Origin of the sequence: Actinomadura sp. NTSP31 (assembly GCF_041951385.1) — a bacterium.
In the GTDB taxonomy this organism is placed as follows: Bacteria; Actinomycetota; Actinomycetes; order Streptosporangiales; family Streptosporangiaceae; genus Spirillospora; species Spirillospora napierensis.
Map to the genome: position 1 here is coordinate 213,891 of NZ_JBGNUT010000012.1, position 23,018 is coordinate 236,908.

General features: G+C 69.5%; 26 protein-coding genes. 14 read left to right on the plus strand and 12 right to left on the minus strand.

Going from position 1 to position 23,018, the window contains the following annotated elements:
• Nucleotides 1-23 precede the first annotated feature (23 nt).
• Nucleotides 24-470: an SRPBCC family protein gene (locus tag ACA514_RS21915; protein WP_375043061.1), complete on the minus strand. Its 447-nt coding sequence runs from the start codon at nt 468-470 to the stop codon at nt 24-26.
• On the minus strand, nt 455-919 hold the full coding sequence (locus tag ACA514_RS21920; protein ID WP_375043062.1) for a hypothetical protein: 465 nt from the start codon (nt 917-919) through the stop codon (nt 455-457). The genes ACA514_RS21915 and ACA514_RS21920 overlap by 16 nt, the downstream gene beginning before the upstream one ends.
• 54 nt (nt 920-973) lie before the next feature.
• Here ACA514_RS21920 and ACA514_RS21925 point away from each other — a divergent pair, with 54 nt between their 5' ends.
• On the plus strand, nt 974-1,321 hold the full coding sequence (locus tag ACA514_RS21925; RefSeq protein ID WP_375043063.1) for a hypothetical protein: 348 nt from the start codon (nt 974-976) through the stop codon (nt 1,319-1,321).
• 77 nt (nt 1,322-1,398) lie between these two features.
• Here the strand turns inward: ACA514_RS21925 and ACA514_RS21930 are convergent, their stop codons facing one another.
• The 5 genes from ACA514_RS21930 to ACA514_RS21950 form a co-directional block, all read right to left on the minus strand.
• Complete coding sequence (locus ACA514_RS21930; protein ID WP_375043064.1) at nt 1,399-2,715, minus strand: alkaline phosphatase PhoX; 1,317 nt, start codon at nt 2,713-2,715, stop codon at nt 1,399-1,401.
• A 129-nt stretch (nt 2,716-2,844) separates the two neighbouring features.
• Complete coding sequence (locus ACA514_RS21935) at nt 2,845-3,435, minus strand: TIGR00730 family Rossman fold protein (protein WP_375043065.1); 591 nt, start codon at nt 3,433-3,435, stop codon at nt 2,845-2,847.
• A 51-nt stretch (nt 3,436-3,486) separates the two neighbouring features.
• Entirely contained in the window at nt 3,487-4,704 is a 1,218-nt protein-coding gene (locus ACA514_RS21940) for an MFS transporter (RefSeq protein WP_375043066.1), read from the minus strand.
• A gap of 206 nt (nt 4,705-4,910) precedes the next feature.
• Nucleotides 4,911-5,915 (minus strand): NAD-dependent epimerase/dehydratase family protein, encoded by a 1,005-nt coding sequence (locus tag ACA514_RS21945; protein WP_375043067.1) that lies wholly within the window; start codon nt 5,913-5,915, stop codon nt 4,911-4,913.
• Between the two features lie 72 nt (nt 5,916-5,987).
• The gene (locus ACA514_RS21950) at nt 5,988-7,220 is read right to left on the minus strand and encodes a DegT/DnrJ/EryC1/StrS family aminotransferase (protein WP_375043068.1); all 1,233 of its coding nucleotides are present in this window, start codon (nt 7,218-7,220) and stop codon (nt 5,988-5,990) included.
• Between the two features lie 532 nt (nt 7,221-7,752).
• On the opposite strand from ACA514_RS21950, the gene ACA514_RS21955 reads away from it, so the two are divergent.
• Entirely contained in the window at nt 7,753-8,514 is a 762-nt protein-coding gene (locus ACA514_RS21955; RefSeq protein ID WP_375043069.1) for an SDR family NAD(P)-dependent oxidoreductase, read from the plus strand.
• 54 nt (nt 8,515-8,568) lie between these two features.
• Here the strand turns inward: ACA514_RS21955 and ACA514_RS21960 are convergent, their stop codons facing one another.
• Together ACA514_RS21960 and ACA514_RS21965 are read right to left on the minus strand one after the other, a co-directional pair.
• Nucleotides 8,569-9,378, minus strand: a complete 810-nt coding sequence (locus ACA514_RS21960) for a TIGR00730 family Rossman fold protein (RefSeq protein WP_375043070.1) — start codon at nt 9,376-9,378, stop codon at nt 8,569-8,571.
• Between the two features lie 29 nt (nt 9,379-9,407).
• Nucleotides 9,408-10,853: an MFS transporter gene (locus ACA514_RS21965; RefSeq protein WP_375043071.1), complete on the minus strand. Its 1,446-nt coding sequence runs from the start codon at nt 10,851-10,853 to the stop codon at nt 9,408-9,410.
• A gap of 100 nt (nt 10,854-10,953) precedes the next feature.
• On the opposite strand from ACA514_RS21965, the gene ACA514_RS21970 reads away from it, so the two are divergent.
• Nucleotides 10,954-11,523 (plus strand): TetR/AcrR family transcriptional regulator, encoded by a 570-nt coding sequence (locus ACA514_RS21970; RefSeq protein ID WP_375043072.1) that lies wholly within the window; start codon nt 10,954-10,956, stop codon nt 11,521-11,523.
• A gap of 33 nt (nt 11,524-11,556) precedes the next feature.
• On the opposite strand, the gene ACA514_RS21975 is transcribed toward ACA514_RS21970, so the two are convergent.
• Nucleotides 11,557-12,690: an epoxide hydrolase family protein gene (locus ACA514_RS21975; RefSeq protein ID WP_375043073.1), complete on the minus strand. Its 1,134-nt coding sequence runs from the start codon at nt 12,688-12,690 to the stop codon at nt 11,557-11,559.
• A 14-nt stretch (nt 12,691-12,704) separates the two neighbouring features.
• Nucleotides 12,705-13,769, minus strand: a complete 1,065-nt coding sequence (gene dapE / locus ACA514_RS21980) for a succinyl-diaminopimelate desuccinylase (RefSeq protein ID WP_375043074.1) — start codon at nt 13,767-13,769, stop codon at nt 12,705-12,707.
• A 40-nt stretch (nt 13,770-13,809) separates the two neighbouring features.
• Between dapE and ACA514_RS21985 the strand changes: the two genes are divergently transcribed.
• Complete coding sequence (locus ACA514_RS21985; RefSeq protein WP_375043124.1) at nt 13,810-14,499, plus strand: 4'-phosphopantetheinyl transferase family protein; 690 nt, start codon at nt 13,810-13,812, stop codon at nt 14,497-14,499.
• Here ACA514_RS21985 and ACA514_RS21990 read toward each other — a convergent pair.
• On the minus strand, nt 14,489-15,325 hold the full coding sequence (locus ACA514_RS21990; protein WP_375043075.1) for a 2,3,4,5-tetrahydropyridine-2,6-dicarboxylate N-succinyltransferase: 837 nt from the start codon (nt 15,323-15,325) through the stop codon (nt 14,489-14,491). The two genes, ACA514_RS21985 and ACA514_RS21990, sit on opposite strands and share 11 nt — an antisense overlap.
• Before the next feature lie 44 nt (nt 15,326-15,369).
• Here ACA514_RS21990 and ACA514_RS21995 point away from each other — a divergent pair, with 44 nt between their 5' ends.
• The 10 genes from ACA514_RS21995 (at nt 15,370) to ACA514_RS22040 (ending at nt 22,963) form a co-directional block, all read left to right on the plus strand.
• Nucleotides 15,370-16,284, plus strand: coding sequence for a hypothetical protein (locus tag ACA514_RS21995; RefSeq protein WP_375043076.1), 915 nt, complete (start codon nt 15,370-15,372; stop codon nt 16,282-16,284).
• Between the two features lie 320 nt (nt 16,285-16,604).
• Nucleotides 16,605-16,919, plus strand: coding sequence for a WXG100 family type VII secretion target (locus ACA514_RS22000; protein ID WP_375040165.1), 315 nt, complete (start codon nt 16,605-16,607; stop codon nt 16,917-16,919).
• Between the two features lie 37 nt (nt 16,920-16,956).
• Nucleotides 16,957-17,253, plus strand: coding sequence for a WXG100 family type VII secretion target (locus ACA514_RS22005; RefSeq protein ID WP_375040164.1), 297 nt, complete (start codon nt 16,957-16,959; stop codon nt 17,251-17,253).
• 23 nt (nt 17,254-17,276) lie between these two features.
• On the plus strand, nt 17,277-17,744 hold the full coding sequence (locus tag ACA514_RS22010) for a hypothetical protein (RefSeq protein WP_375043077.1): 468 nt from the start codon (nt 17,277-17,279) through the stop codon (nt 17,742-17,744).
• A gap of 1,615 nt (nt 17,745-19,359) precedes the next feature.
• Nucleotides 19,360-20,388 (plus strand): S8 family serine peptidase, encoded by a 1,029-nt coding sequence (locus ACA514_RS22015; RefSeq protein ID WP_375043078.1) that lies wholly within the window; start codon nt 19,360-19,362, stop codon nt 20,386-20,388.
• A 48-nt stretch (nt 20,389-20,436) separates the two neighbouring features.
• A complete protein-coding gene (locus ACA514_RS22020; protein WP_375043079.1) occupies nt 20,437-21,027 on the plus strand; it encodes a YbaB/EbfC family nucleoid-associated protein in 591 nt (196 codons plus the stop codon).
• On the plus strand, nt 21,014-21,340 hold the full coding sequence (locus ACA514_RS22025) for a hypothetical protein (protein ID WP_375043080.1): 327 nt from the start codon (nt 21,014-21,016) through the stop codon (nt 21,338-21,340). Before ACA514_RS22020 ends, ACA514_RS22025 begins: the two co-directional genes overlap by 14 nt.
• A gap of 23 nt (nt 21,341-21,363) precedes the next feature.
• Nucleotides 21,364-21,690 (plus strand): hypothetical protein, encoded by a 327-nt coding sequence (locus ACA514_RS22030; protein WP_375043081.1) that lies wholly within the window; start codon nt 21,364-21,366, stop codon nt 21,688-21,690.
• Nucleotides 21,687-22,379 carry a WXG100 family type VII secretion target gene (locus ACA514_RS22035; RefSeq protein ID WP_375043082.1) on the plus strand — a complete coding sequence of 231 codons (693 nt, stop codon included), beginning with the start codon at nt 21,687-21,689 and terminating at the stop codon, nt 22,377-22,379. The genes ACA514_RS22030 and ACA514_RS22035 overlap by 4 nt, the downstream gene beginning before the upstream one ends.
• The gene (locus ACA514_RS22040) at nt 22,376-22,963 is read left to right on the plus strand and encodes a hypothetical protein (protein ID WP_375043083.1); all 588 of its coding nucleotides are present in this window, start codon (nt 22,376-22,378) and stop codon (nt 22,961-22,963) included. The genes ACA514_RS22035 and ACA514_RS22040 overlap by 4 nt, the downstream gene beginning before the upstream one ends.
• Nucleotides 22,964-23,018: the final 55 nt, after the last annotated feature.

Genomic DNA, 23,018 nt, shown 5'->3' on the forward strand with positions numbered 1-23,018 from the left:
ACGAATCCGGCGGACGACCGCCGTCAGGCGGAACGAGCCGACAGCGCCGCGAGCCTGCGCAGGCCGAGGGCCAGGAACGCCTTCACGACCGGGCCCGCGACGAGCCATCCAGCGCGGCCGAGGACGCCGAGGGGCAGGTCGACGCGTTCCGCCCACACCACCCGGGCACCCCTGCCGTACGGGAGCACCTCGAACCAGGCCTCGCCGCGCACCACGCGCCCGGTGTGCCGGACGGCGACGAAGCGGCCGTCCCGCCAGTCGGTGACGATCATGGTGTCGAGGAAGCCGACGGGGCCGACGCCGGTCCACGCGCGCAGTTCGGCGCCGATCTCGCGGCCGCCCTCGGCGCGGGTGAACGGCATCCACTCGGCGTGCCGGGGCCAGTCGGTGAGGACCTCGAAGACCCGCTTCGGCGGGGCGTCGGAGAACGCCTCGGCGTGCACGGCGACGCGGCTCACGGAAGTTCCCATGGTCCTTCCTTGCCCGTTTCCGGCTCGTCCTCCGCCTCCTGCGGCTCCGGGTCCTTGCGCAGCCGGGCCGGCGGGGCCTCCTGCTCGGGGAAGCGCGGGTCCTGCAGCCCGTGCAGCGCGCCGATGCGCTCGGGCTCGGGTGCCGCCGAGGCGCCGTGCCGCAGGTCGTCGAGCCGCCGCTCCAGCGCCGCCACGCGGGCGTCGCGCTCGGAGAGGGCGCGGGCGAGTTCGCGGAGCGCCTGGTCCGCCACGGGCGCCTGGTACCCCCAGAACGCGCGGGGCAGGCGCAGCGAGACGACGTCCCGCGGCGCGACGTGCCGGCCGCCGCCGAGCGGCAGCGGCGGATGGTCGGGATGGGTCTCGGTCAGCTCGCCGCCCCGGCCCATCGCGAGCACGACGACGGAGCCCAGCACGGCCAGGCCCGCCAGCACGAAGACCACGACCAACATCTCGCTCCGATCTCCCGGCGACTCCCCACCCCCGATCGTGCCACGCTTGGGCCCATGGGGTTGCACGAGCATGGCGCGGGGACGCGGGAGAGCACGATCCTGACCGGCCCGGAACCGGCGCCGGACGGCACCGTGGACGCGGGCACGGCCCCGCCGGCGTCCCGGGTGAGCGAGCTGGTGGAGCGGGCCGGGCCGTCCGGTGCCGTCCTGGTGACGCTGGAGTCGGACGCGGCGGAGCCCGATCCCGGGCTGATGGCCGCGGCGTCGGTGTACGCCTGGCTGGGCGCGAGCGTGTTCCGCGTGCCGCCGTCGCAGGCGGACGGCGTCCGCCAGGTCCTCGACATGGTCGCCTCGATCCGCGGCACCCGGCCCCCGGCGGTAGCCCGCCGCGGCCTGGCGTAGCGGAGGCGGTCCCTGTCCTGGTGACAGGCCTCCGGGTGCCGGGACTTCCCGGCACCCGGGTCGCGGTGATGCCGGGCTCAGGCGCGGAGCTTGTGCCAGGGACCGGTGATCGCGAACGTGACGCCGGGGCCCTCCTGCCGGTTGGCGAACAGGATCTTGCCGTCCGGGGAGAAGGTGACGCCGGTGAACTCGCTGCCGTTGAGGGCGTTGCGGGCCATCGCGAACGGCTTGCCGGCCTTGGTGGTGCCGACGAGGTGCTGCTCGCCGTCGCCGTCCTCGGCCAGCATCACGCCGCCGCCGTACGGGGAGACGGTGATGTTGTCCGGGCCGTCGAACGTGCCGCCCGGCTTGAACACCAGCTGGAGCTCGATCTCGTTCGTGCGCGGGTCGTAGGTCCAGACCTGCCCGGCGTGGTCGGCGGCGCCGCCGTCGGCCTTGTGGGAGAAGGAGCAGACGAAGTACGCCTTGCCGTGGCCCCACCAGGCGCCTTCGAGCTTCTGGCTGCGGGTGATCGTGTCGAACTGCATGCGGGTCGACTCGGTCTTCGCGGACGGATCCGGCACGGCCACCCAGCGGCAGTGCAGCTTGGTGCCGGGCTCCTGGACGGCGGACAGATCCGGGACGCCCCGGACGTTCAGCGCTTCGAGCCGTCCGCCCTGCAGGTAGGCGTGGTAGTCGCCGCGGTGTGCGCGCGGGCGGAACCGGTAGAGCAGACCGAACGGGCCGTGCGCGTCCTCGGTGAGGTACGCGGTGAGGGTGTCGGGGTCGACGGCGACGGCCTCGTGCGCGAAGCGGCCGAGGCCGGTCAGCGGGACCGGCTCGGTGCGCTTGCCGTTGGGGTCGACCTCGAAGACCCAGCCGTGGCTCTTGGTCTGCCCGGTGAACCCCTCCGTCTCCTCGCAGCTCAGCCACGTGCCCCACGGGGTGCGTCCACCGGCGCAGTTGGTGGACGTCCCCGCAAGGCTCACGTACTGCGACAGCAGGTTGCCGTCCTTGTCGACCTCCAGTGTCGTGGTGCCGCCGTTGGCCGCCGGGTCGTAGGTGAGCGCGGCGGGCGCCACGGCGCGGGTGCCGTTGTTGCTCTGCTCGTGGTTGCGGACGAGCCGGGTGTTCCCCGGCTTACTGCCGGGGAACGTGGCCGTGCCGTCGTGGTGGCCCGGGACGACGACGCCGTCGGAGATCGGGTCGCCCTCGGTCGACAGCGTCTTGTACGAGAAGCCCTCGGGCAGGTCCAGAACGCCCTTGGGGTCGGGGATCAGCGGGCCGTAGCCGTAGGCCTCACCGGTATCGGCGCCCGCGGAGGTCTGGAAGACCGAATCGAGGCTTCCGGCCAGGGCGATGGACAGCGCGCCGGCCGCGCCGCCCTTCATGACACCGCGACGGGTCACGGACATGTGCGGTCTCCTTCAGCATGAGGGGATCACGCAGGAGCGTCGCGGCCGGCGCTGAACCGGAGGTGAACGATCATCTGCCGGACGGCAAACCCCCAGGACAATCTTGGTCCGGGCGGCCGCCGGCGGGGTTCACAGCTCGGCCTCGGCGTAGTCCTCGACGCTCATCGCGATCTTCGGCTGGGACCGTTCCAGCAGATCGAACGCCTCGGACACGTCGGCCGTCCAGCCGACGGCGTCCCAGATCTTCGGCCGGGCGAAGCCCTGCTCGGTGAGCCCCTTCATCAGCTCGCGGAGCGGCTCGTACACCCCGGTCGGGTCGAGGATCACCACCGCCTTGTCGTGCATGCCGAGCGTCCGGGCCGTCCAGATCTCGAACAGCTCCTCCAGCGTGCCGATGCCGCCCGGCAGGATCAGGAACGCGTCGCTGCGCCGGTCCATCTCGCCCTTGCGGCTGCGCATGTCGGGCGTGACGACCAGCTCGTCGCTCTCGTCGTCGGACACCTCCAGGTCGGCCAGCCCCGCCGGGATCACCCCGACGGTGCGGGCGCCGCCGGCCCGGGCGGCGCGGGCGACGGCGCCCATGCAGGAGACCCGGCCGCCGCCGCTGACCAGGCTGTGCCCGCGCCGGGCCAGCTCGTCCCCGACCTCGGCGGCGAGGTCGACGTACCGCCGGTCGATCTTGGCACTGGAGGAGCAGAACACGCAGACGGCCAGGGACATGGCGCACGCCTTTCACGGTCGGGGACGGGCGGTGCCCACTCTAGGAGGTGCCTACTCGGCGAAGTCGTCGCGCAGCCGCGGCGCGAGCGCCACCACGACGATCATCAGGGCGAGGAAGACCACCATCACCGCGTGCAGCCCGGCGGTCCCGGTGAGCGCGCCGATGATCGGCGGCCCCGCCAGGAACCCGACGTAGCCGATGGTGGACGCGGCGGCGATCGCGGGCCCGGGCGCGCCGGGCGCGCGCCGCGCCACGTGGCTGAAGGTGACCGGGACGACGGCGGCCAGCCCGAGCCCGATCAGCGCGTACCCGGCCAGGCTCGTCCAGGTGAACGGCAGCGCGAGGGCGACCACGGCGCCGGTCGCGGCGAGCGTCGCGCAGCCGAACAGGAACCGGTGCGAGCCGGTGCGGGCGCGGATCCGGTCGGCGGCGAGCCGCCCGACCACCATCCCGGCGGAGAACACCGCGAACCCGGCGGCCGCCAGCCAGGGCGGCGCGCCGGCGACGTCGCGCAGGTACACCGACCCCCAGTCGTTCACCGTCCCCTCCCCCATCAGGGCGCAGAACGCCACCAGGCCGGGCGTCCACACGCCGCGGCCGGGACGGGCCACCGACGGCCCGGGGCCGCCGGCGTTGCGCGCGTCGGGCGGCAGGAACGCGGTCGCGACGGCGCACAGCGTCGACAGCAGCACGGCGACCAGCAGGAAATGCGTCTCGGGGTTGAGCCCGGAGTGCGCCGCCAGGCCGCCGGCCGCGGCGCCGGTGACGCCGCCGAGGCTGAACATGGCGTGGAAGCCGCCCATCAGCGGGCGGGCGCTGAGCCGTTCGGCGAGGGCGCCCTGGGTGTTCATCGCGACGTCCACGACGCTGTTGGCGACGGCGAACACGGTGAGCGCCCCGGTCAGGCAGCTCAGCCGCGGGGCCAGCGCGACGAGCGGCAGCGCGCCGAGGTAGATGCCGGCGCCGGCCAGGATGCGCCGGCTGCCGAGCCGGGCGATGAGCAGCCCGGCCAGCGGCAGTCCCGCTAAGGCGCCGGCGGCCAGGCCGGTCAGCGCGATCGACAGCTGGCCGGGGGACAGCTCCAGCGCGTCCCGCACGTCGGGCACCCGGGCGGCCCAGGTGGAGAACGCGGCGCCGTTGGCGAAGAAGATCGCGCCGACGGCGGCGCGCGCGGCCCGGCCGCGGGCGACGTGCGGCGGCACCGGGGGGCCGGCGCCGGCGTCGTCGGTGCCCGCGCGGGGCCCGCCTCGTGTCCTGCTTCTGGGCATGCTCGACTCCCCTGGGGTGTGGGTGCGGTGCTCGGCCCGCCGCAGGACCGCCGCTCGGGGCCGGCGGGCGCGGGCTCGAACCGAGGGCCCGCGCGATCGGCGTCCCGGCCGGTGCCGGGCACGCTCGCGCGGGCCGTCGGGAGTGAATTTCTTGGAACGTTCCTACGCCGGCTCGGCCGGCGCGGGCGACGCCTGCGGGGCGGCGGTCACGCCTGGACGGCGGGCTCGCGGCTGAAGGCGACGGTGACGCTGGGCAGCTCGGGGAACGGGCCGAGATGCTCGGCGAGCGACTTCAGGCCCGCCGCGAGCGTGATCTTCGGCTCGTACCCGATGCCGCGCAGCTTGGAGATGTCGGCCACCAGCCGGAAGCTGTCGGCCAGCTCCGACTCGTCCGGCTTCAGCCGGGCCGGCTTGCCGGTGGCGACCGCGACGGCGTCGGCGAGGGCCCGCATGGACACCTCGCGTCCGCTGCCCATGTTGTAGACCTCCCCCGGCACCCCGTTCTCGGCGATGGTGACCAGGGCCGAGGCCACGTCCGCGACGTGCACGAAGTCGCGGGTCTTGCGGTCGATGTCGCCGACGACGGGGATCGGCAGCTCGTTCAGCTGCCAGCGCAGGAACTGCGACACCTCCCCGCCGGCGGTGCGCGGGTCCTCGCCGGGCCCGTACACCACGAACGACCGGGCGATCATCACCTGCAGGCCGAGGGCGTCGTGCAGGCTGCGCAGCGTCAGCTCGCCGGACAGCTTGGACGCCCCGTACGGCAGGAACGGCGCGATCGGGTGCTCCTCGGTCATCGGGAACGTCTGCGGCGTGCCGTAGACGATCGCCGAGGACATGTACACCAGCCGCCCGACCTGGTTCTCCACGCAGGCGTTGCCGACGTTGCAGGTGCCGAGGCCGTTGACCTGGAAGTCGAACCTCGGGTTCTGCACGGACAGGGTGCCGCTGGCGTTGCCCGCCAGGTGGTAGACGATGTCGACGCCGCGCAGCGCCAGCAGCGTCTCGCCGTAGTCGCGCAGGTCCGCGCGCCGGTGCTGGACGCCCGGCAGGGCGCCCAGCTCCGGTGCCGGCTGGGCCAGGTCGACGACGACGACCTCGTTGCCGTCGTCGACCAGCCGGGCCACGAGATTGCTCCCGACGAAGCCGGAGCCGCCGGTGACGGCGACCACCTTCCGCTGGGGGCGTGAACCGTTCGTTGTCTTGCCCATGGTGAGGCTCCAGACGTCATGTGCACCCTGGCGGGCGCACGAGGGGGTTGTGTGCGGACGCGCGGGGCCGGGTCAGCGGCCCCCGCCGAGTTCGGCGACGCCGCGGCGCACCGCGGCGATCATGTGCTCCACCTGCGCGTCGGTGAGGTGGTCGTAGATGGGCAGCTGGATCTGGTGCTCGAAGTAGGTCTTCTCGGCGACCGGGCACTCCCCGTAGCGATGTCCGAGCGCCCGGAACTCCGGGAGCAGGTGGATCGGGAAGTACCGGATGACGATCTCGATCCCCTCCTTTTCCTGCAGATGGCGGATGAAGTCGTCCTTCGGGGCGCCGACGACCTCGGGGTCGTAGAAGCACGTGTAGAGGTGGTAGACGTGGTGGGCGTAGGGCTTCTCGGACTGGACGCCGATGCCCCGCACGCCGTTGAGCCCGTCGTCGAGCCGGTGCGCGATCTCCCGGCGGCGCCCGTTGAGCCGGTCGAGCTTGCCGAGCTGGACGACGCCGAGCGCGGCGCTCAGCTCGCTCATCCGGAAGTTGTTGCCGACGAGGTAGCGCCCGCCGGCGTAGTCGTGGGTGTAGGAGCGCAGCACGTGCGCGTCCTTGTAGTAGGCGGGCTGCGCGTGCGGGCCGATGCGCTGGTCGTCGCGCTCGACCATCTCGCCGTAGTTGTGGATGGTGCCGAGCGCGCGCGCCATCTCGGCGTAGCGGTCGTGGCGGGTGACGAACGCGCCGCCCTCGCCGGTGGTCATGTTCTTCAGCGAGTGGAAGCTGAAGCAGCCGATGTCGCCGATGGTGCCGAGCGCGCGGCCCTTGTAGGTGGCGCCGGCGGCGTGCGCGCAGTCCTCGACGACGGTGAGGCCGTGCCGCTGCGCGATCTCCATGACCGGGTCCATGTCGACGGCCTGGCCGCCGAAGTGCACGACCCAGATCGACTTGGTCCGCTCGGTGATGAGCGGCTCGATGGTCGTCGGGTCGATGTTGAGCGTGTCGGGGTCGACGTCGGCGAACTTGACGACGCAGCCGCGGGCCTGCAGCGGCCAGGTCGTCACCCAGAACGTCTGCGGCGTGGTGATCACCTCGTCGCCCGGCTGCAGCTCGAGCACCTGGGCGGCCAGGAACAGCGCGGTCGTGCAGGAGCTGGTCGCCTGCGCGTGCGGCGAGCCGAGGCGCTCGGCGAGCAGCCGCTCGAACTCCTTGCCGCGCGGTCCCATCGCCAGCGTGTCCTGCCGCAGCGCCTCGCCGACGGCCTTGATCTCCTCCTCGCCCAGCCGGTTCGAGATACCGCTGTAGGGCACCACGTACGTCATGGCAGTCCTCCCTTGTTCCGTGGTCGACATTCGTGATCGGCATCGGTGTGGCCGGCGCGCGGTCCGTCCGGGACCGCGCGGTCCGCGCCCAATGCGTCGCCGGAGCCCGGCGACCCGCGGAACACGGCGGCATCGACCGGCGAAGGTAAATCTCGTTTGAAGGTATGACGGGGCGCGGCCTACCGGGAAAGCTCATCGGTGCGGCCCGTGCTCCGATGTTAATTGAGTTCAGATCCCGAGCGGTATCGACGTCAGGGAAGAAGATGGTAACCCGCCGCCGGGTCCGGGCGGCGGAACCGTGCGTTAGGTAAAACCTTGATATTGCATTCGACGGTCCAAGGGAAATATCACCCGATGTCGCGCGGGGCCGGACCAAGAGGGAAAAGACCGGGCGAGCGGCGCGGCGGCATGGCCGCCGCGCCCGCGGGTACGGTGATCGACAGGCGCGCCGCGCGGGCGGGCCGTTCCGGCCACTGATCGGCGTCCTGGCCGGTGAGAGCCTTGATCACAACACGACGTGGAGGGTGGACGGATGCGGGAGGCACCCTCCGCCGGCCGGCGGACGGCCCTGGTGACCGGCGCGTCGCGCGGACTCGGCGGCGCGATCTCGGCCGCCCTGGCCCGCGACGGCGCCCGCGTCGCGATCAATTATCTGCGCGACCACGACGCCGCCGAGGCGCTGCGAACGCGAATAACCGAAGCGGGCGGGCATGCCGAACTCTTCCGCGCCGACATCACCGACGAGACCGAGGCCGGCGAATTGCACGACCGTGTCGTCGCGGCGTTCGGAAGCCTCGACATTCTGGTACTGAACGCCACCGGACCGCAGCCGGACCTGCCCGTCGAGGAACTGTCCTGGCGCGATGTCCTCGATCAACTCGAATTCTTCGTCAAGAGCCCGCTGCTGCTCGTCCGCAAGGCGCTGCCGGGCATGCGGGAGCGCCGGTTCGGCCGCATCGTGCAGATCGGCTCGGACGTCGTCGCGCTGGGCCCGGCCCGCTCCAGCGCCTACGTCGCCGCCAAGTCCGCCCAGCTCGGCCTGACCCGCAGCTGGGCCCGCGAGTTCGGGCCGGACGGCATCACCGTCAACTCCGTCGCGCCCGGCTGGATCCCGACCGACCGGCACAGCTCCATCGGCCCCGGCGCCCGCGAGGAGTACGTCGCCCGGGTGCCGCTCGGCCATCTCGGCGTCCCCGCCGACGTCGCCGAGGCCGTCGCGTTCCTCGCCTCGGACCGCGCCGCGTTCATCACCGGCCAGTCCCTCACCGTCAACGGCGGAACGGTGTTCGGCTAGCGGTGGCCGCCGGTCGCGGGTGCCGGAGGGCGCCCGCGACGGCGGCAAGGGGGATCAGGTGCCGTCGGTGCCCTGTTCACCCGCGGCCTCGACGGCGGCCTGCTCCTCCCGCAGGCGGCGCTCCTGCTCGATGTGCGCGTCCACCACGGTCTTGACGACCTCGTCCGGATCGTCGGTGAGGTGGATCAGGTCCAGATCCTCGGGGGAGATCTTGCCGGGCGGCAGCATCGCGGTGCGGATCCAGTCGATCAGGCCGCCCCAGAACTCGGTGCCGACCAGCACGATCGGGAACCGGGTGATCTTCTTGGTCTGGACGAGCGTGATCGCCTCGAACAGCTCGTCCAGCGTGCCGAACCCGCCGGGCAGGACCACGAACGCCTGCGAGTACTTGACGAACATCGTCTTGCGGACGAAGAAGTAGCGGAACTCCAGCCCGATGTCGATGTGGTCGTTCAGCTTCTGCTCGAACGGCAGCTCGATGCCGAGGCCGACCGACACGCCTCCGTTCTCGTCGCAGCCCTTGTTGGCCGCCTCCATGATCCCCGGGCCGCCGCCGGTGATCACCGCGTAGCCGGCGTCGTGCAGCCGGGCACCGATGTCCACGGCCATCTCGTACTCCTGCGAACCCGGCTTGGTGCGGGCGCTGCCGAAGACGCTGACCGCCTTCGGCAGCTCCGCCAGCAGCCCGAACCCCTCGACGAACTCCGCCTGGATCCGCAGCACCCGCCACGGGTCGGCGTGCAACCAGTCGACGGTTCCGCGGCTGTCCAGCAGCCGCTGGTCCGTGGTGGTCTGCGGGACGGCGTGCCCGCGCAGCGTGGCCGGCCCCTGCCGGCGCGTCCGGGGATTCACTTCGCGTGTCATGCGCCCACGGTAGTAGGGCCCGCAGATCGTCAGCCGCCGATTTCCGATCGGCTCGGCGACGGCACGGTTACGGGCTCCCCTTCCGGTTCGTCCGCCGGACGGCCGGGCACGAGCAGCAGCGCCACCAGCGCGGCGACCAGTGCGGCCCCGGACGACGCCAGCATGCCGGCCTGGAAGCCGTCGGTGAGCGCGGCCGCCGGGGCCCGCGCGGAGGAATGCCGGGTGGCGGCGGTGGACACCGCGACCACCACGGCCAGGCCGAGCGCGCCGCCGACCTGCTGGGTGGTGTTGATCAGCCCGGACGCGAGGCCGGACTCCTCCGCCGACGCGCCCGCGGTGGCCGCGACGGTGACCGACACGAACATCAGCCCGCCGCCGATCCCCATGATGACCGCGGGACCGAGGACGTCCGCCGCGTAGTGGCCGGTCGCCGGCATCCGGGCGAACCAGGCCAGGCCGGCCGCGACGGTGGCGAGCCCGGCGGCCAGCGGAGCTCGCGCGCCGAACCGGGTGACCAGCCGGGATCCGGCGCCGGCGCCGAACGCCATCGTGACCGCGACGGGCAACTGCCCGAGCCCCGCCCGGATCGGTCCGTACCCCTTGACCTGCTGCAGGTAGAGGGTCATCACATAGAACATCGGGAAGACCGCCATCGTGGCGAGGACGGCCGCGAGGTTGCCGCCGCGCAGCGACCGCCCCCGGAAGACGCCGAGCGGGACGAGCGGGTGCCGCACGCGCGCCTCGACCGCGACGAACGCCGCGAGCAGCACGAAGGCGCCGGCGCCGCGCAGGTAGGTGCGCGTCGAGTCCCAGCCGGCGTTGTTGGCGTCCACCAGCGTGTAGACCAGCAGCGCCAGCCCGCCGGTGACCGCCGCGGCGCCGAGCAGGTCGAACCCGTGCACCGTCCGGTCTCGCGCCTCGGGCAGCAGGACGGGCGCGAGCGCGATCGCGGCGGCGCCGATCGGCACGTTGACGAACAGCACCGCCTCCCAGCCGAGCCCGTCGGTGAGCAGCCCGCCGAGGATCGCGCCGGCGGCGCCGCCGGCGCCCGCGACCGCGCCGAACAGCCCGAGCGCCCGGTTGCGCTCCGGGCCGTCGGTGAACAGCGTCATGATCAGCGAGAGCGCGGCGGGCGCCACGAGCGCCGCGCCGAGGCCCTGCACGGCCCGCGCGCCGACGAGCGCGCCGGCGCTGGGCGCGAGCCCGCCGGCCAGCGAGGCGGCGGTGAACAGCGCGATCCCGGCGCTGAACATCCGGCGCCGTCCGGCGAGGTCGGCGACCCGGCCGCCGAACAGCAGGAAGCCGCCGAAGGCCAGCGTGTAGGCGTTGCCGACCCAGGACAGGCCGGCCTGGTCGAAGTGCAGCGCGCGGCCGATGGACGGCAGCGCCACGTTGACGATCGAGGCGTCCAGCACCAGCACGAACTGGACGCTGACGAGCAGGGCGAGGGCGAACCCCCGCTGCCGGGAGGCCATGCGCGGCTCCTAGGTGGAAGTCGAATTCCGGTTCCGCTTGCGTCCCGGGGACGATACGGAAGCTCGATTCCGTTTGTCAATTCGTGGTTGACTGGAGGGGATGACCACCACCTCGTCAAGTCCGCGGCCGCTCCGGGCCGACGCGCGCCGCAACCGCCGCCGCGTGCTGGACGCCGCCCGCGTCGCGTTCGAGGAGGGCGGCAACGACGTCCAGATGGAGGACATCGCCAAACGGGCCGGTGTCGGCGTCGGGACGATCTACCGGCATTTCCCCACGAAGCAGGCGCTCATCGACGAGCTGACGGCCGAGTGGATGGCCGACGGCGCCGCCAAGGCCGCCGATGCCCTGAAAGAGCCCGACCCGTGGGACGGGGTCGTCCTGTTCGTCCGCCGCAGCGCCGAGATCATGGTCCGCAACCGAGGGCTGCGCGAGGTCTTCGGCGACGTCGGGCAGCTCTTCGAGGAGGACGCGCGCGTCCAGAACCACGAACTTCAGGACAAGGTGACCGCGCTCCTCGACCGCGCCCACGCCGCCGGCGTGCTGCGCCCCGACGTCGGCGTCAACGAGTTCCGCGCCCTGATGTGCGGCCTGGCGATGGCCGTCACGAACACGCCGCCCGGCGCTCACCAGCTCTACGCCGACGTCATCCTCAAAGGCCTGAAGACCTGACCGCGCCGCGCTGGCGGCCGCTGCTTAGGGCCCTCACCGGTACGCGCGGAAGAACTCGGTGATGTCGCGGGCGAGCAGGCCTGGTTCCTCGTGTGCGGCGAAGTGCCCGCCGCGGGGCATGCGGGTGTACCTGGTGACGTTGTAGGTGCGCTCGGCCCAGCTGCGCGGCGGGCGGCTGATGTCGGCCGGGAACAGCGCGACGGCCGTGGGGACGTCCACCCGTTCCACGCGCCTTGTCAGCCCCTTGCTGTACTCGTAGTAGGGGCGGAAGGAGGTCGAGATGGTCCGGGTGAACCAGTAGAGCGACGCCTGGGTCAGGACGAAGTCGTCGCTGAAGCGGGACGACAGGTCGCCCCCGTTGTCGCTCCACGCGCGGTACTTCTCGACGATCCAGGCCAGCAGCCCGGCCGGCGAGTCGGCCAGCCCGTAGCCCAAGGTGAGGGGGCGGGTGCTCTGCTGGTGCTGGTAGCCACCCTCCTCGGCGCTCCACGCCGCAACGGACTCGAGATGGGCCCGTTCCTCAGGCGTGAGGCTGGACGGGTCGTACGCGGCCGGGGCGGCGACCGCGAGCACGTGGATGCCGACCAGCGCCTCGGGATGGGCCTCGCCGAGGCGCGCGCTGATTCCGGCGCCCAGGTCGCCTCCGTGCGCGGCGTACCGGTCGAAGCCGAGTTCGCCGTGCATCAGCCGGTGCCACAGCTCGTGCGTCTGCGCCGTGCCGTCGAGCGAGGGCCGCTGCGGCGAGAAGGCGAAGCCGGGCAGCGAGGGGACGATCACCGTGAAGGCGTCGGCGGCGTCGCCCCCGTACCGCGACGGGTTGGCCAGCCGGTCGGCGAGGCCGGTCAGTTCGAGGAAGGAGCTGGGCCAGCCGTGGGTCGCGACGATCGGCAGCGCGCCCGGGCGTTCGCCGTCGAAGCGCAGGTAGTGGACCGGCGTGCCGTCGATGTCGGCGAAGTGCGACGGCAGCGCGTTGATCGCGGCCTCGTGCGCCCGCCAGTCGTAGCCGGACGCCCAGTGGCCGATCAGCCGCCGCAGTTCGCCGGGGTCGGTGCCGGCGTCCCACCCGCCGGTCGGCCAGGCCGCCGGCCAGCGCGTGGCGAGCAGGCGCGAGCGCAGGTCGTCCAGTTCGCCGTCGGTCACCGCGATCACGGGCGTGCTACGGGCCATGGGCCCCCCTCTGTCTAGGAGAGCCACGCGCGCATGCGGGCCTCGCAGTCGGCGATCAGCGGCATCTCGACGTACTCGTCCCTGGTGTGGGCGAGGGTGGGTTCGCCTGGACCGTAGTTGACGGCGGGGACGCCGAGCTCGGAGAAGCGCGCCACGTCCGTCCAGCCGAGCTTGGCGCGCACCTCGGTGCCGCCGGACGCGACCGACGACACGAACGCGGCGGCGGCCGGATGGGTGAGGCCGGGACGGGCCGCGGACGCCGCGTCGGTCACCTTCACCTCGAAGCCGTCGAACACCTCGCGCAGGTACGCCTCCGCCTCGGCCAGGGACTTGTCGGGCGCGAACCGGTAGTTGACGGTGACGACGCATTCGTCCGGGATGACGTTGCCGGCGACGCCGCCCTGGATGAACACCGCGTTCAGGCCTTCGTGGTACTCCAGCCCGTCCACCACCGGGCGGGTCGGCTCGTACGCGCGCAGGACGTCCAGAATCCGACCGGCCGTGTGGATGGCATTGGACCCCATCCACGCGCGCGCGCTGTGCGCCCGCTCCCCCTTCGCGGTGACCTCGGCCCGCATCGTGCCCTGGCAGCCGCCCTCGATGTGCGCGCCCGTCGGCTCCATCAGGATGGCGAAGTCGCCGACGAGCAGCTCGGGACGGGTCGCCGCGAGCCGCCGCAGCCCGTTGCGTTCCGCCTCGATCTCCTCGCAGTCGTAGAAGACGTAGGTGATGTCGCGGGTCGGCGCGGGCACGGTCGCGGCCAGCCGCAACGCCACCGCGACGCCGCTCTTCATGTCGGTGGTCCCGCACCCGTACAGCCGGTCGCCCTCCATACGGGACGGGAGGTTGCCGTTCAGCGGGACGGTGTCGAGGTGCCCGGCCAGGACGACCCGCTCGGCGCGTCCCAGGTCCGTGCGGGCGATCACGTTGTTCCCGTCGCGCTCCACCGCGAGGTGCGGGAGCGCGCGCAGCGCCTCCTCCACGGCGTCGGCGAGCGGCCCCTCCGCACCGCTCACCGACTCGATGTCGACGATCGCCGCCGTCAGGTCCGCCACATCAGAGAACAGATCGAGCCGCATGGACAGCAAGCGTACGCGGCTTATGATCGCGGACGTGGAGATGCCTGTGCTGGAGTGCGCCGTCCACTGGGCGGTCCCCTCGGACGAACCGCATATGCGCGACCTTCTGGACGCCGGTGAGCGCGACCGCTACGCGCGTTTCCTGCGCGACGAGGACAAGGCCCGGTTCGTCACCGGGCGTTTCCTGGCCCGCACCGTGCTCTCCGAGGCGACGGGCCTGCCGCCGGGCGGCATCCGGTTCACCACCGACTGCCCGCACTGCGGCGCCTCCCACGGCAAGCCGCGGCTCCCCGGCCACACCCTGGACTTCTCGCTGTCGCACTCGGCGGACCGGGTCGTCCTCGTCCTGACGGACGGCCCGGAGGTCGGCGTGGACGTGGAGCAGGAGAGCGACCGGGACGTCGACCGGCTCGGCGAGATGGTCCTCAGCGCCCCCGAGCGCGACGTCCTCGCCGCGTTGCCCGCCGACCGGCGCAAACGCGGCTTCCACGCCTACTGGTGCCGCAAGGAGGCGCTGCTGAAGGCGACGGGCCACGGACTGGCCGCCCCGATGACGGCCATCCACGTGTCCGGCCCGGACGAGCCCGCCGAGGTGCTGGCCTGGGACGACGACAAGGCCGTCTCCCCCGTCCGCCTCGCCGACCTCACCCCGGGCCCCGGCTACGCCGCGTCCCTGGCCGTCCTCACCGACCGTCCCCTGAAGATCAGCGAGACCGCCCTCAGGTGTTGATGCCGTGGTCGCGCAGGATGTCGTTCAACGACGCCTTGTCGTGCCGCTGACCCGGGTCGAGGCGCTTGAGGATCAGCACCGCCGGGAGCCCGAACGTCCCGCCCTTGAACTCCTTGTAGCGGGTGCCGCCGACGGCGACGCACCAGTCCGGGATGCGGCCCCGGCTGATCTCCTCGCCCGTCTCGACGTCGATGACCGGCATGGACGCCGACAGGTTCGTCCCGGAGCCGACCACCGCGCCGGTGCCGACCCGCGCGCCCTCGACGATCATCGAGCGGCTGCCGATCATCGCCTCGTCCTCGATCACCACCGGCTTGGCGTTCGGCGGCTCGAGCACGCCGCCGATCCCGACACCACCCGAAAGGTGGACGTTCTTACCGATCTGCGCGCACGACCCGACGGTCGCCCACGTGTCGACCATGGTCCCCGAGTCGACGTAGGCGCCGAAATTGGTGAACGACGGCATCAGCACCACGCCCGGCGCCAGGTAGGCGCCCCAGCGGGCGATCGCGCCCGGCACCACGCGGACGCCGTCGAACCGGGTCTTCAGCGGGATGCGGTCGTGGTACTGGAAGTCTCCGACCTGGGAACGCACCATGCCGAGGACCTTGAAGCTCAGCAGGATCGACCGCTTGGCGCGCTCGTCGACGACCACCTCGTCGGTCGCGGGGTCGATCCGGGCGACGCGCGCCTCGCCGGCGTCGAGCCGGTCGACGGCCGCCACGATCGCGGCGCGCGCGTCGGTGTCCTCGGGGCTCAGCTCGGCGCGCCGCTCCCACAGCTCGTCGATCACCCCGGAGATCGGGCTGGTGAACGTTTCGGTCATGGTCCTTGAGCTTACTGGTGGCCCGTTCCCGGTACCTTCTTCGCGTGGCTGTTTGGTCGAGGTTGAGGACGCGGCCCGAGCCGGATTCGGGCGGCGGCGGGCGCCGCCGGCGACGCTGGCCCTACGTCGTGGCGGCCCTCGTCCTCGTGCTGGGCGTGGGCGGGTACATCGCGTTCGACCGCGCCCGGCCCTACCTGCACGGGTCGGGCTGCGAGGCCGCCGCGGGCGCGTCCACGATGCCGCTGGACCTGCAGCAGGCCGCCAACGCCTCGACGATCTCCGCCGTGGCCTTCCGCAAGCAGCTCCCCGAACGCGCCGCTGTGATCGCGTACGCCACGGCGATCCAGGAGTCGCACATCCGCAACCTCGCCGACGGCGACCGCGACTCGGTCGGCATGTTCCAGCAGCGCCCGTCGCAGGGCTGGGGCAGCCCCGCGAAGCTGCGCGACCCCGTCCAGTCCACGAGCAAGTTCTTCGACGCCCTGGTGAAGGTCAAGGACTACCTCGACCGCGACCTGCACGACGCGGCGCAGCGCGTCCAGCGCAGCGCGGACGGCAGCGCCTACGCCCAGCACGAGTCGGACGGCAAGCTCCTCGCGCAGGTGTTCACCGGCCGCCAGCCCGCCGGTGCCCGCTGCTGGTACCCGCCGGACAAGCAGACCGCGTCGCGCCGCCCCGACGCCATCCGCGAGATGCGCCGCGCCTTCGGCGCCCGCCTCCAGGTGGACGGCCCGGGCCGCCTCACCGCCGGGGCTCCGTCCCGTCCCGACTCCTGGAACGGCGTCAAGGTCACCAACGCCCGCGCGGGCTGGGCCGTCGCCGCCTGGGCGGTCACGCACGCCCAGGTCTACGGCCTCCACGAGATCCGCTACGCCGGCCGCCACTGGCAGTCCGACGCGGGCCACGACGGCTGGACGGCCGACAAGAACGCCCCCACCGACCACGTCATCATCCGCTGACCCCGCGGACGGGCATTAGCCGTACATCCACCAAGGCTCAAGAGCCCGGCTTTTACCCCATTCTTCGACCGCTTCCGGCCAAAAAAGGACGGAACCGAACGGCGACTTGACTGCTTCGCCTGTTCAGCCCCAGATGTCTCGTCGAGCATAGTTATCCACAGGTGACATACCTGATGGACAGGGGGAATCGGCGGTCTCTACGCTTCATCTTGCTCGCTGTCACGGGGTGTGTCGTCGTATCGGTGGTCCGGGGTCATCTGCCGATACGTCCGAGCGCCACGTCGTGATGCCCACGCAAGCCGACGTGAAGGAGAACCACGATGAGCAACCGGTCATCGGTCAACCGGCAGCACATGCAGCAGGCCGCCGGCAACGTCCAGGACGCGCACGGCCAGATCGGCCAGATCAAGACCCAGCTCAACACCCACCACACCGAACTCCAGGGCGCCTGGAAGGGCGAGTCCTCCGCCGCCTTCACCCAGGTCTACAACCTCTTCGAGACCGAGTTCGCCAAGGTCCTCAAAGACCTGAACCTCATCCACGAAAAGCTCGTCGACACCAAGGCCAAGTACGAGACCGCCGAACAGAACAAGACCGCCCGCGTCAACACCCTCAAAGGCCTGGTCAACGGCTGACCCGCACCACCCCCCCAACCCACCAGGGAGACCGGCGATGAGCACCGACTACACCTACGTCAACTTCGGCGGCATGCAGAACGCCCAGGCCAACTTCACCAGCGCCCTCAAGAGCTACCAGGCCACCCTGGACACCCTGGACAGCCAGGTCCGCGCCCACCTGGCCGAATGGGACGGCGACGCCCGCAGCGCCTACGAGAACAAGTCCCGCGAATGGAAACTCGCCGCCCAGCGCATGGCCACCGCCGTCTCCAGCATGAGCAAGGTCATCGGCGAATCCCACGACATCCACCTCGGCGCCGAACGCCAGAACACCGCCATGTGGGGCAGCTGACCCGCACCTAAGGACGACCGCCCATGCCTCCCCAAGACCCGTCCAACGACCTGAACCAGCTCCTGTTCCCCAACGGCAGCCCGCCCCCCGCCGGAGGCACCGGAACGCCCACCACTCCCCCGAGCGCAACCCCCCAGCAGCCCACGCCCGGCGGCCGACCGTCCCAAGGCGCCGGCAAGTACGAGGTCCGCCGCCGCGAACTCCTCAAGGTCGCCGACGAGATGCGCAACGACATCAAGGCCGTGGAGCAGGCCGTCCAAGCCCTCAAGATCCAGGTACACGAGGTCGGCGGCTGGGACGTGGCCCAACAACTGGCGTCCAAAGTCAACACCGCCCACACCAACATGCTCGCCGGCCTCGACCTCTTCGTGCAGGGCTGCCACGCCGAAGCCGACCGCATAGAGGCGGCCTCGAAGACCTATGGCAAGGCCGAGGAAGGCGCGCAAGCGGCCGCCCGAACGGCAGCACCCAAGAACGTCACCCCGTGGTAAGCGAGCCCCTTCAAGCGAGACTTGATCGGATGGAGGCAAACGGCTTTGACGCTGCACCCGTATGAGCGCGGCATCCGGCCTGGCTCTCTCGGCCATGGTGATCCCGCTCAGTACGACTACCTGACCATCAAGACCTTCTTCGCGAACGTCAAGCCGGCCGACCTCGAAGGGCTCGAGCAGGCCTACACCAAACTCCAGAGCGCGGTCCAAGACCTGGAGCAGCAGCTAGGCCGGCACACCAAACGGCTGAACCAGATCTGGGACGGGGACGCGCAGCAGTCCGGCACGGCCGAGATCAAACAGCTCACCGAGAACGCCGCCACGATCGCCAAAGCGAGCGGCCAGTTCGGTACCGCGATGTCCAGCGGCGCGGCAGCCCTCCGAAATCCACCGAAGGTACCGACCCCAACGGGGCCGGCGGCGCTCCTACCGGGTCTCATCGGCGAGGCCGCCGCCTCCCCCTCCGACACCAAGGCGGCCCAGGAAGCCTTGGCCAAGACCAATGCATCTCTCGCCTCCGCCTATGACCAGATCCCTAGCACTCTCGCTCTTGGCACTCTCGGCACCAAGAACGAGACCCCCTACAGCGGAGGCGCACCGGGGTCCGGAACGCCGGGTGGGGCAGTCGGAGGTGGCGGGGTATCCGGGAGCGGCGGGGCGTCTTCGGGCACCGGCGTCCCCTACCTCGGCTCTGCAGGGCCCGCTTCTGGGGGCAGTGCTACGACACCGCACTCGCCCTACAGTCCCACTAACCCTTCGAGCCCGAAGACCATAGGAACGCAGCCCGGAGGGCCGGGATCCTCATCTCCCACGCCAGCGATACCGCCTGCTCACAACCCATCTGACCTGGAAGGTGCAGCGCCCCACTTCGGCGGGCAGCCCGGGGGCGCCCCGGGATCACCGTCACCGACGGCGCCCATGACCGACGGGGGGAGCCCGGGCCTAGGACGGATTCCCCCCGGCATGGGGGGCGGATTGCCCTTGCCTCCGACCGGTGGAGGCTCTCCGCCACGTCCGGTTCCGGGGCGGCAGGTAGGCGGTTTGCCCCGTCTTCCGCAATTGACGGATCCAGAACCGCACGGGGGCGGACCGTTGGGACCGAACCGCATGATGCCCCGCGGGGTTCTCGGCGGTACCGGCTTCAAGGGGGCCGCGGGCATGGGTGAGGAGCCGCTGGGCTCCTACGGCAGTGCGGCCGGGCCGAAACAAGTGCCGGCGGGTGGCGTCCTGCGCAATGGAGCCTTGCGCCCCAGCGCAGAGGCCACCGGTATGCCGATGCCCGAGGCGGGTCCCGGGGCGGTCGGCACCGGCTTCCCCACGACGGGAGCCACCGGAGGCGGTGGCAGGACAAGTGAGCGATCAAGAGACGTCTCCCTCGTCGAGGACGACGACCTGTGGCGAGACGAGACGGCCGTCTCCCCGAGAGTCATCGGCAAGCCCGATCAACCCTTCGGGGACTCGCAACATGGCAGCTGACCCTCACCCGCCGAGGGGTCTACGGGCAAGAGGCATCACAGCCACGGCCTTGGCCCTGATCCTTCTTGTTCTCAACTGCCCACCAGCGCAGGCGGCACCCAAGCCACGTGCCGAAGAGTGGTGGTTCGACGCTTGGCAGATGACCACGAAAGTGTGGCCGCTCACCCAAGGCGCGGGCATTACCGTAGGTCTGATCGATACCGGGGTTGAGGCGCGACTCCCGGGGTTGAAGGGCATAATTCTTCCGGGCACTGGAGGCGAGAACTCGCCGAACAGTGACGGCCGCGTGGACTCGGATACAAAAGATGGCGGGCACGGCACCGGCATGGCTGCTCTCATTGCGGCTCAAGGCTCGAGCGACGGGATGGTGGGCATCGCGCCGAAGAGTCGCATCCTTCCCGTCATCGACTCAAAGCTTGGCTTCGCCAAAGATATTCGCTATGCCGTCGATCACGGCGCAAAGGTGATCAACATGTCGGTGGGCATACCGGCCGACAGTTGTCCGGACAGCATACGTTCGGCGGTGGACTACGCCATCCAGCATGACGTCGTCTTGGTCGCCGCAGCAGGGAACGAGCCGGAGGACCTCACTGTAGGAGCCCCCGCCAACTGCCCGGGAGTCCTCACCGTAGGAGCAGTCGACGCCTATCTCTCTCCGTGGCAGAAATCGACTTCAGGAACCAACGTCATGCTTGCTGCGCCAGGCGTCTCCGTCGGGTCGATTGGAAAAGCGGGAGTCTTCACTTCCAAAGTCAACGGAACCAGCTCCGCAGCGGCGCTCACTTCCGGAGTGGCAGCCCTGATGAGGTCCCGTTTCCCGGACATGTCCGGGCGCGAGATCGTGCAGCGCATGCTCGCCACCGCAAGAGACGTAGGCCCCAAGGGCTGGGACGAGAAGACCGGTTACGGCGCCCTGATTCCCTACAAAGCCCTCACCGCTGACGTCCCGAAAACCGCCCCTAACCCCGTCTACGCATCATTTACCCAAAATGCAGCCGAACACAGAACCGCTATCCCGTCCAGCACGCATTCACGCAAGGCAACCCAAAAAGAAAGGACCCACAGGACGGGCGAATATTTAATCGCCCCTGCAATTCTCTTTCTTGTGGCAGCAATAGCACTCGCCACAGCCACTCTTTATCACCGCCGGCGCGGATCATCCAATTGAGGACGACGCCACCAGGCTACGGCACTTTCAACACCAGGTGAACTTTCAATGAGCAAAGACGATAACAGTTTGAAGGCTCAACTGAACGTCAGTGTCCCAAAAGCACCGCGTACAGCCCAGGAAGTTCAAGAGCGCAGGCGAGCAGCAGCTTACCATCGTAACAACGTCGATGACGGCCAGCCCGATCGGTCGGCAGCTCCCACTGAAAGCCCACTCGGGCCTGAAGCGCGCTCATTTGTGCCGCCCACGGCGCAATACAGGATCTTGCCTTTGACTCCAGAAGACGCACAGTCACTCGAGCCGGCGGCATCCGACCTCAGCAAAGTTGCCCTAAATGCCGACGAGAACCAGAATCTTCTTGAGGTCCAGCAGAACAAATTGGCTCTCACGATTGAGGAGGCATCGAGTCGACAGTACACTGGCGGCAGCAGTAACAACGGGGCTATCGTGACGGTCGACGGCAACGGCTGCATACTACAGTTGCACATATCACCCCACTTGCTCAAACGAGAACAGTCGAAAACAATTGCTACTCTCATAATGTCAGCAATCTCACAGGCACGCTCGATGGCGGCCAAAGACTGGGCGGCGTCACTTTGGTCGGAGATTGAGGTCGGCCGGGATCATGTCGATCAGTGACGAGATCGCGGAGAAGGTCCGGGCGCTGGGAAACCTCGTCGACTCGCTGCAAGCCGAGACCCGAAAAGCGGCAGCCGATGCTCGACAAAGCTCAAATTCGAACTTCGCGGTCGAAATAAGGGGCGGACTGGGTGTTATCGAAGTGGACATAATGGCTCGACTTCGAGCAATATACCTCGATCCATGGCAGATAAGAAGATGTAACGCAGAAACCTTCGCCAGAGAGCTGGTAACCGCGATCAATACCGCAGAGCAGGCAGCTCGAGAAGCGCTTAGCCGTTTTCCCCGCGATACGTTCGGCAGTCCCTCCTAATCAACAAAGAAGGAACTCCGCGCATGGCAGATAAGTACAGCGTGCAACGGGAATCTCTCCGCGAAGCAACAAAGTACTTGAGTACAGCCGGTCAGAGTTGGCGTGAAATCACGAATACACTTGCGAACGCCAAAATAGGTCCAGACGACCTCGGCGTTATAGGAAAGATGACGGATGTCTTTTCGAAGTACAACGCAGGTGTCGATCACGCCTGGCAGCAGATAAACCAGGGGGTAGGAAATCTGGATCTGATGACATACTCGCTGGAGCTCGTAGCCGCAAATTACGGCCATGCGGAGCACAAGAGCATCGACAAGCTGCGGAACATGCTGCGGGACATGCCGAAATGACGACACTGGAACAGCCGGCTCCTTTTCCTCATGACGATGCCGCTACGGTGGAGAAAGCCGCCAAGATAACCAACCATCACAAAGCTCTGAATGCCCTGAACATGGTACAGGATATGATCGGGCATCCCGGCAACATTCAGCGTGCGGTAACGGAATGGGAGAATGCCATCCGGTCCATGAACGGTTCGTACGAGGGAATTTCTCGTGCACACAGTCAGGTACAAGCCAGGTGGGACGGCGGCGCCGCACGCGGATTCAACTCCTACGCGATCGACGTCAAGGCGACGATCACTAGCAACATAACCGCCCTCCAAGGCGCTCTGGACGCGACCAGCCAAATGTATTCGGCCGTGATAGATGCATACAAAGATGGTATAACGTTTATTTCAAAATGCGCCCAGAGCTTGCTGGACTTCGGTGGCGGGCTGCTCAGTGACTGGAAGGTGGTGGCGGAGGTGTTCCTGGCCGGCCCAACCGACGGCGTCTCGCTTGCTCTCGTCCTGAGTCATTTCACTTCCCTGCTCTCCGAGTTCGCCGATAATGTCACCAACTTGATCAATGCCGCCATCGAAGCAAATAAGGGCTACACTAACGCTTTGAGCGTGGCTTTGAAGAACATCAATGGCATTCGACCGCTCCCCAGGCCGACAGATGGGCTCCTCGATCTGCATGCATGGAAGCCACAATGAGAGCAGGCATAGCCACGCTAGGCCTGACGCTGCTGCTCGCGATGGGCTGCGCCACTGCATCCCATCGGCATGATCAAAATTATACCGACACGGTCGATGCATGCACGCTGATCGGTGCCTCATCGCTACAAAGATATGTGGGCAATAGTGCACCGCCCCTGTCATCGCGACCCTCAAGTGCGCGCTCGGGCGACAAGCAGTCGGTGTGCGATTGGAATAGCACCCCAACGGGCCCCTCGTTGAGATTGGCGGAGGTCTTTCATGCCAAGAAGAACGGCGGCAACGATTCTGCGGCCAGGGACTTCAAATTTGGCCGTTCGGCCTGCCGTGGAGTGACGTGCCGAGAGCTGCACGGAATCGGAAACGAGGCATTCATCAGAGGCAATGACCTCTTTTCTCCTCACCCGTCGCCGGCTAACGGTTCGATTGATGTCTATACAAGGGACGAAAACCTTGAGTTTACGGTTTCCTACATACCTGGAGCGGACCGATCCAGCCCGACCATTGGCCCGGACGTGACGGCGAACGCCACTCTTCTGGCCAAGGAGGTCTTGAAGAATCTGCGGAAAACACGGCAACACTGATGGGTTCTCTGTACTTGCCGTCTCGACTGACGCAAGAGAAATGGGCTGTGAACGT

What these genes read in the sequence shown, in the direction of transcription:
- ACA514_RS22025 (WP_375043080.1), top strand. Translation starts at nt 21,014, where the DNA reads ATGTCGATCAGTGACGAGATCGCGGAGAAGGTCCGGGCGCTGGGAAAC.
- ACA514_RS21930 (WP_375043064.1), bottom strand. Translation starts at nt 2,715, where the DNA reads ATGTCCGTGACCCGTCGCGGTGTCATGAAGGGCGGCGCGGCCGGCGCG.
- ACA514_RS21960 (WP_375043070.1), bottom strand. Translation starts at nt 9,378, where the DNA reads ATGACACGCGAAGTGAATCCCCGGACGCGCCGGCAGGGGCCGGCCACG.
- dapE (WP_375043074.1), bottom strand. Translation starts at nt 13,769, where the DNA reads ATGCGGCTCGATCTGTTCTCTGATGTGGCGGACCTGACGGCGGCGATC.
- ACA514_RS22030 (WP_375043081.1), top strand. Translation starts at nt 21,364, where the DNA reads ATGGCAGATAAGTACAGCGTGCAACGGGAATCTCTCCGCGAAGCAACA.
- ACA514_RS21920 (WP_375043062.1), bottom strand. Translation starts at nt 919, where the DNA reads ATGTTGGTCGTGGTCTTCGTGCTGGCGGGCCTGGCCGTGCTGGGCTCC.
- ACA514_RS21915 (WP_375043061.1), bottom strand. Translation starts at nt 470, where the DNA reads ATGGGAACTTCCGTGAGCCGCGTCGCCGTGCACGCCGAGGCGTTCTCC.
- ACA514_RS22000 (WP_375040165.1), top strand. Translation starts at nt 16,605, where the DNA reads ATGAGCAACCGGTCATCGGTCAACCGGCAGCACATGCAGCAGGCCGCC.
- ACA514_RS21975 (WP_375043073.1), bottom strand. Translation starts at nt 12,690, where the DNA reads ATGGCCCGTAGCACGCCCGTGATCGCGGTGACCGACGGCGAACTGGAC.
- ACA514_RS21955 (WP_375043069.1), top strand. Translation starts at nt 7,753, where the DNA reads ATGCGGGAGGCACCCTCCGCCGGCCGGCGGACGGCCCTGGTGACCGGC.
- ACA514_RS22010 (WP_375043077.1), top strand. Translation starts at nt 17,277, where the DNA reads ATGCCTCCCCAAGACCCGTCCAACGACCTGAACCAGCTCCTGTTCCCC.
- ACA514_RS22040 (WP_375043083.1), top strand. Translation starts at nt 22,376, where the DNA reads ATGAGAGCAGGCATAGCCACGCTAGGCCTGACGCTGCTGCTCGCGATG.
- ACA514_RS21990 (WP_375043075.1), bottom strand. Translation starts at nt 15,325, where the DNA reads ATGACCGAAACGTTCACCAGCCCGATCTCCGGGGTGATCGACGAGCTG.
- ACA514_RS21965 (WP_375043071.1), bottom strand. Translation starts at nt 10,853, where the DNA reads ATGGCCTCCCGGCAGCGGGGGTTCGCCCTCGCCCTGCTCGTCAGCGTC.
- ACA514_RS21940 (WP_375043066.1), bottom strand. Translation starts at nt 4,704, where the DNA reads ATGCCCAGAAGCAGGACACGAGGCGGGCCCCGCGCGGGCACCGACGAC.
- ACA514_RS22015 (WP_375043078.1), top strand. Translation starts at nt 19,360, where the DNA reads ATGACCACGAAAGTGTGGCCGCTCACCCAAGGCGCGGGCATTACCGTA.
- ACA514_RS21925 (WP_375043063.1), top strand. Translation starts at nt 974, where the DNA reads ATGGGGTTGCACGAGCATGGCGCGGGGACGCGGGAGAGCACGATCCTG.
- ACA514_RS21950 (WP_375043068.1), bottom strand. Translation starts at nt 7,220, where the DNA reads ATGACGTACGTGGTGCCCTACAGCGGTATCTCGAACCGGCTGGGCGAG.
- ACA514_RS21970 (WP_375043072.1), top strand. Translation starts at nt 10,954, where the DNA reads ATGACCACCACCTCGTCAAGTCCGCGGCCGCTCCGGGCCGACGCGCGC.
- ACA514_RS22035 (WP_375043082.1), top strand. Translation starts at nt 21,687, where the DNA reads ATGACGACACTGGAACAGCCGGCTCCTTTTCCTCATGACGATGCCGCT.
- ACA514_RS22005 (WP_375040164.1), top strand. Translation starts at nt 16,957, where the DNA reads ATGAGCACCGACTACACCTACGTCAACTTCGGCGGCATGCAGAACGCC.
- ACA514_RS21935 (WP_375043065.1), bottom strand. Translation starts at nt 3,435, where the DNA reads ATGTCCCTGGCCGTCTGCGTGTTCTGCTCCTCCAGTGCCAAGATCGAC.
- ACA514_RS21945 (WP_375043067.1), bottom strand. Translation starts at nt 5,915, where the DNA reads ATGGGCAAGACAACGAACGGTTCACGCCCCCAGCGGAAGGTGGTCGCC.
- ACA514_RS21985 (WP_375043124.1), top strand. Translation starts at nt 13,810, where the DNA reads ATGCCTGTGCTGGAGTGCGCCGTCCACTGGGCGGTCCCCTCGGACGAA.
- ACA514_RS22020 (WP_375043079.1), top strand. Translation starts at nt 20,437, where the DNA reads ATGAGCAAAGACGATAACAGTTTGAAGGCTCAACTGAACGTCAGTGTC.